The following is a 5,540-nucleotide window of genomic DNA, read 5'->3' as shown; positions in this document are numbered from 1 at the left end:
CCAGAGCCAGAGCCAGAGCCAGAGCCAGAGCCAGAGCCAGAGCCAGAGCCAGAGCCAGAGCCAGAGTCAGAGCCAGAGCCAGAGCCAGAGCCAGAGCCAGAGCCAGAACCTCTACTTATGGATGGGGAGCTGAATTGTGTTTTAGTGAATGTCTGTGGGCTTAAGTTGGCGATACCCTTTGAAAGCATCGAAGGCGCCTTGTCTTTGAGCTCAGTGACATTCCGGCTGGATAACAACTATGAATGGATACTGGGTAGCTTTGTGCGCGGATCTATTCAAAGCAAAATAGTAGATACAGGTTGTTGGATCTTGTCCGATAGGTATGATCCTGCTAAATCACGTTATGCAGAACTGCTTGTACTTGAAGGAAAACGCTGGGCATTGACCTGTGATGATCTTGAAAAGTCGGTGCGTATACCGCACAGTAGTATTAATATTAATGCCGATAAGCAGAATCGACCCTGGTTGCTGGGTACCTATATGCAAGAGCGTTGTGCAGTTGTTGACGTAGATCTGCTGATTAAACAGTTTGAGCTGGCGTCAGGCAATCGTTGAGTTGAGTGATGTTCAGTTATGTGCAGTTTTGTGCACTTATATAAGTCTCTTTAAATGTTGTTGGTGTGGATAAGGGCAGTGTATTGGCAGAATCTAGTATGTGGGTAGTCTCTTTCTTAAGTGTCATGGTTATGTTGTTTGCAGGACTAAGTATCTATACTTTCTTCCGGCAAAAACAGCACGAGCGACAATATAAAGCCTTGGTTACTGTATTACGTAATGAGATACGTTCGATAACCGGCAGTTCAATTGGTATGGGAAAGCGCTTGGTTGATATCGAGCAAAAGCTCAATATTACGGTCGAAAAGCAGTTAGAACTTGAGAACAGGGATCCAGGTGATTTGGCCTATAATCAGGCGGCTCGTTTAATGGAAATGGGCGCTGATGTGGATGATCTAGTTAAAGATTGTGGTATCGGGCGGCCGGAAGCGGAGTTAATGGCCCTGTTACATAAAGAATTGCACACGCATCAGGGTATTGAACATAAGTAATCATTAATACTTTTTGAAAAGTCTACGCGTTATTTTTTGTTTTTAAGATTGTATGCAAATGCAATCACTTCGGCGATAGCTCTGTACAAGGCTTCAGGGATCTCGTCACCTACCTCTAGCCGAATAAGTACTTCTAATAGCTCTGGGCTTTGGTGAATATGGATTTCATGCTCCTTTGCCAGTTCGAGTATTTGTTTCGCTATATCTCCTTTTCCTCTGGCAACCACCTTCGGAGCAGATGAAGACCCATGGTTGTATTTTAAGGCGACGACTGAGTCGATTTCATCTTCTGGATTCATGTTTTTATATCTATTAATTGTTTCTGTATAGGGGATAGTTGCGGCCCTTGTTCGCCTTGCCTGCAGGCCAGTGCCGGCACTGTTAATCCGAGTGCGGTGAGTTGTGTTCTGAAGCTCTCCAGCTGGCTTCTGACGAAGGTGGCCGTGTCATTGTTGGCGCAAGTGAAAGCGGCGGAAATCTCATTTTGTTCTTGATTTAAACTGAGCTCTGCGTCGATACTGCCGGATTCTTCCAGGTCAAAATGTAGCCTGACTTTCCATATCGTTTCGGGTTCGTCACGGCTGTTTTTCTGACTTCGCTGGCTTATGCGTAATTCAACATTTTCAAGTGAGTTTTGATTCTGAACGGGTAGGTCCAGCTGAAAAAAACGTTCATTTGTTTCTACTCTTTCTTGCCGGTGTTGCAAACTATGTAACTGATTTGAGGTAATGCGTGCGAGCATTTTTTCAATCGTTGTTTGGATGACCTGCTTTTGCGCATCAGGGAGTTGCCCGGCTAATGCCTGCATTTTTCCCAGAAACTGCTTCATATCTTTAGCCGGAGGTTGTTGGTTGGCCAACTTGTTTTCTGTGAAAAGCCCACCGTAACCAATATTTTGTTTAATAGCTTGCTGTGCTTCTGCTGCACCCGGCTGTACACCAAATAGCAGCATTAATGATTGAACTACCTTGTCGATCTGGCCTGCAGCGCCGGCAGTGCTTGCCTGGGTGCTGTTGAGAATTTGTTGCACGCCGCTGGTTAGCGTGATCTGCTGTGGCAGTAATTCACGCATGCTGTTTTCAACGGTCTGGGTTTGGCTTGAGGTGAGCGTTAGCGCTGATGTGGTAGGTGCTGATGAAATAGGTTGTGACCAGCGTATTAAGAGTTGGTCGTTAGTGCTACGCGATATCTGAACCTGTTGTAATGGTGGTAGATTAGCCGATGTTTTCAGTGTAATGGTTTCCCCTGTTATCTTAAGCGTCATTATATTGACGGCGGGGTCAGTATTGTATTTTGTAGCTGCTGGTTGGGGCTGGGCTTGTGTTGTTGGCGCTGTTGGGGTTGTTGGAGTTGCCAGAGATGTTTGATTTGTCAAAGGTGCTTGGGTCGGCGCTGTAGTAGTAACGGAAGTATTAACAGAAGCGGTAACAACAGCTGCACGAGTAACACTAGTCGCTTGAGTGCCTGACGGTGCCTGAGGTGTCTGGCTTGCTGTTTGGGGCGTCTGAGCCGGTTGAGAGATTGGCGGTGACGGTGGTGTTTGTGATGCCGCAGGCGTCGCTTGGGTGTTGGCTGCAGTTGCAGGAGGTGTAGGAGTTGTTGGGGCTGCTGAAGTCGTTTGAGAAGTCGCGGCCAGTGCCTGAGGTGTCACTGAAGCCTGTGCCGGTGTTTGTGCGGGCACGGTTGGGCCAGGCATTGTTTGGTTGGGAGGTATTTGAGGTGCTGATGTTTGTAATGGTGTGTTCGCTGACAAAGGCGGTTGGGCTTGTTGGGAAAGTGTTGTTTGAGGTTGAGTAGATGTCTGCTGTGGCCCGTTAGTCTGGGGTGTGAGGGTGTGCGATTGTGATTGCAGAGTCGGAGTCGTCTGCCCCGGCGTTTGTGTGACTACCTGGGCACTAATAGAATGTCCGGTGGGAATAAGGCGATTCAAACGACTGGAGTCATCGCCCGAGCGGATAACCGGCGTTGCTGTTGTTTGATACGTCTGGCTATTTTGAGGTTTATCTGCACCGCCAGAAATACCTGTCTTGCCGCTGTTTGTAGCATTGATTGTAACCGAGAGCTGTCCATCAGTGGACCTTGCCAGAGTTACCTGGCTACCCTGTGCAATGGGTTGTTGCACTTTGAGTTCCATCAGTACGCTATTGGCTTCTAACTTAAGTCTGAATACATTAGGGCTGAGCTGATCCTGAGAGACCTGTTTGACGGTGGCTTGTAAAGTTCCCCCTGCCGGTATCAGCTTTTCACTGCTTGCGGTGCGCGAGTTCCCTGTAGAATCGAGCAGGGCCAGTGATTGTGGTGTGATAGTGCTCATTAATAGATACTTTTTATATGAAATCTGATCATGAGCAAGCCCCTGCTGAGTTTAATTTGTATATAATGCCCTGTTTATGCATCGGCCAGTAATTAATAAAGTGTAGCGTGAACCTTTTTTATATGCAGTTTATATGCAGTTAATACGCAGATTTTGAGGGAAAGTTGTTGTCGCAGCCATTATTAAAAGTTGTCGATCTGTTTTGTGAGCGAGATGAGCGCACCTTGTTTGATGGGCTGGCATTTACGCTGGCTGCAGGCGAACTGATGCAGATAGAAGGGGCAAATGGTAGTGGGAAAACCACGCTGTTAAGAATACTGAGCGGTCTTTCCAATGATTTTGAAGGTGAAATATACTGGCGTGGCAAGCTGATAGAGAAAATGAAGGATGAGTTTTTATCTTCCATGCTCTATTTCGGCCATCAGCCAGGCGTTAAAGGTATGTTGACACCCGTGGAGAATTTGCAATGGTACAGTGCTATTCATCCGGCATTATCAGCAGAGAAAATTTTAGTCGCACTTGATGCTGTAGGTCTCAAAGGATATGAAGATGTGCCTTGTCACTCTTTATCCGCAGGGCAGAATCGACGGGTAAGTTTGGCTCGTTTATATATGAATACGGCTACGCTGTGGATTTTGGATGAGCCATTTACTGCAATCGATAAGCATGGTGTTGCTGCTAAAGAAAAGTGGCTGGCAGGTCATGTGGCTGCGGGCGGGAGTGTTATTTTAACGACCCATCATGATTTAACTTCATGCGGGCCCGTGACAAAGATTAATCTTGACCAATTAATGGGAACTTGATGGCTGAATTGTGTACTAACTCAGCGGAAATATCGTTGGGCCAATTGTTCTCTGCTGTTTTAAAAAGAGACTTGTTGCTGTCTTTCAGACGTAAAAGTGATCTGGTTAATCCACTGATCTTTTTCTTAATGGTGGCAACGTTATTTCCGCTAGGAGTAAGCCCGGAACCGACTTTTTTAGCGGATGTGGCGCCTGGTGTGGTCTGGGTCGCGGCATTATTGGCAACACTTTTGTCACTGGATGGAATATTCCGTTCGGATTATGACGACGGTACTTTAGAACAAGTGATTTTAAGCCCCCAGCCACTTATGGTTGTTTGCCTGGCTAAAGTGATGGCGCATTGGATGACCACCGGATTACCGCTAGCCTTGATGTCTCCGCTGTTGGGTGTGATGTTGTTTTTACCCACGGGTGCGATGTTCGGGCTGGTCGTGAGTTTGTTGATCGGCACCTTTGTGCTAAGTCTGATCGGTGCCATTGGCGCGGGTCTGACGGTTGGTTTGAAGCGGGGTGGTGTGTTGATTTCTCTGTTAGTGCTGCCACTGTATATTCCTGTGCTTATTTTTGGTTCGGGTGCAGTGCAGGCAGCAGTAGCCGGTTTGCCTTTAGCGGGTTATCTGGCGATATTGGGTGCCATGTTGGCGTTGGGTATTGTATTGGCGCCGCTGGCAATTAGCGCGGCTGTACGAATTTCTGTGACGGGTTAAGAGATGATGAAATATGGCAGGAAGTAATTGGTTACCCCGCTGGTTCTATCAGTTGGCGTCACCTCGTTGGTGTTATGACATTACCGGTAAATTACTTCCGGGTTTCTTGATTGCTGCTGTTTTGCTGCTGGTTGCCGGGCTTGTCTGGGCATTAGCCTTTGCTCCACCGGATTATCAGCAGGGCAATAGCTTCCGCATTATGTATATCCATGTGCCCTCCGCCTTATTAGCGCAATCCTGCTATATGTTAATGGCGATTGCCGGTGCGGTAGGCCTTATCTGGAAAATAAAAGTAGCAGATATGGTGGCTTTTGCCTGTGCCCCGATTGGGGCTTCCATTGCAGTAATGGCGCTGGCAACCGGTGCAATCTGGGGTAAACCAACCTGGGGATCCTGGTGGGTATGGGACGCGCGGCTGACATCAATGTTAATTTTGCTGTTTCTCTATATGGGTGTGATGGCCTTGTACGCTGCGATGGATAATGAAACAACGGCAGCGAAAGCCGCTTCTGTTTTATCCTTGGTCGGTTTGGTTAACATTCCTATCATTAAGTATTCCGTAGACTGGTGGAATACCCTGCATCAGCCAGCCACCTTCACCTTAACAGAAAAGCCAGCGATGCCGGTTGAGATGTGGTTGCCTCTGTTAGTGATGGTCTTGGGGTTCTAT

Annotated in this window: 7 protein-coding genes; 5 read left to right on the top strand and 2 right to left on the bottom strand. The window is 47.4% G+C overall.

Features of this window, described 5'->3' with window-relative positions:
• A partial coding sequence (locus tag ABY436_RS18600) for a chemotaxis protein CheW (RefSeq protein WP_372740422.1) occupies positions 1-555 on the top strand: 555 nt, incomplete at its 5' end.
• 83 nt (positions 556-638) lie between these two features.
• Positions 639-1,046: a DUF2802 domain-containing protein gene (locus ABY436_RS18595; RefSeq protein ID WP_232348857.1), complete on the top strand. Its 408-nt coding sequence runs from the start codon at positions 639-641 to the stop codon at positions 1,044-1,046.
• A gap of 29 nt (positions 1,047-1,075) precedes the next feature.
• On the opposite strand, the gene ABY436_RS18590 is transcribed toward ABY436_RS18595, so the two are convergent.
• Both ABY436_RS18590 and ABY436_RS18585 read right to left on the bottom strand, forming a co-directional pair.
• On the bottom strand, positions 1,076-1,345 hold the full coding sequence (locus ABY436_RS18590; protein ID WP_372740421.1) for an EscU/YscU/HrcU family type III secretion system export apparatus switch protein: 270 nt from the start codon (positions 1,343-1,345) through the stop codon (positions 1,076-1,078).
• On the bottom strand, positions 1,342-3,360 hold the full coding sequence (locus ABY436_RS18585; protein ID WP_372740420.1) for a flagellar hook-length control protein FliK: 2,019 nt from the start codon (positions 3,358-3,360) through the stop codon (positions 1,342-1,344). Before ABY436_RS18585 ends, ABY436_RS18590 begins: the two co-directional genes overlap by 4 nt.
• Positions 3,361-3,527: 167 nt before the next feature.
• Here ABY436_RS18585 and ccmA point away from each other — a divergent pair, with 167 nt between their 5' ends.
• The 3 genes from ccmA to ABY436_RS18570 form a co-directional block, all read left to right on the top strand.
• On the top strand, positions 3,528-4,163 hold the full coding sequence (ccmA, locus tag ABY436_RS18580; protein WP_372740419.1) for a cytochrome c biogenesis heme-transporting ATPase CcmA: 636 nt from the start codon (positions 3,528-3,530) through the stop codon (positions 4,161-4,163).
• Positions 4,163-4,870, top strand: coding sequence for a heme exporter protein CcmB (gene ccmB / locus ABY436_RS18575; RefSeq protein ID WP_372740418.1), 708 nt, complete (start codon positions 4,163-4,165; stop codon positions 4,868-4,870). Before ccmA ends, ccmB begins: the two co-directional genes overlap by 1 nt.
• A 13-nt stretch (positions 4,871-4,883) precedes the next feature.
• On the top strand, positions 4,884-5,540 hold a 657-nt coding region (locus ABY436_RS18570; protein ID WP_372740417.1), incomplete at its 3' end, for a heme ABC transporter permease.

It is taken from the genome of Neptunomonas sp. (assembly GCF_041601355.1).
Lineage (GTDB): Bacteria > Pseudomonadota > Gammaproteobacteria > Pseudomonadales > Balneatricaceae > Neptunomonas.
Note: the sequence above shows the minus strand (reverse complement) of the source record. Positions and strands in the feature narration are given on the sequence as shown.

What these genes read in the sequence shown, in the direction of transcription:
- ABY436_RS18590 (WP_372740421.1), bottom strand. Translation starts at nt 1,345, where the DNA reads ATGAATCCAGAAGATGAAATCGACTCAGTCGTCGCCTTAAAATACAAC.
- ABY436_RS18585 (WP_372740420.1), bottom strand. Translation starts at nt 3,360, where the DNA reads ATGAGCACTATCACACCACAATCACTGGCCCTGCTCGATTCTACAGGG.
- ccmB (WP_372740418.1), top strand. Translation starts at nt 4,163, where the DNA reads ATGGCTGAATTGTGTACTAACTCAGCGGAAATATCGTTGGGCCAATTG.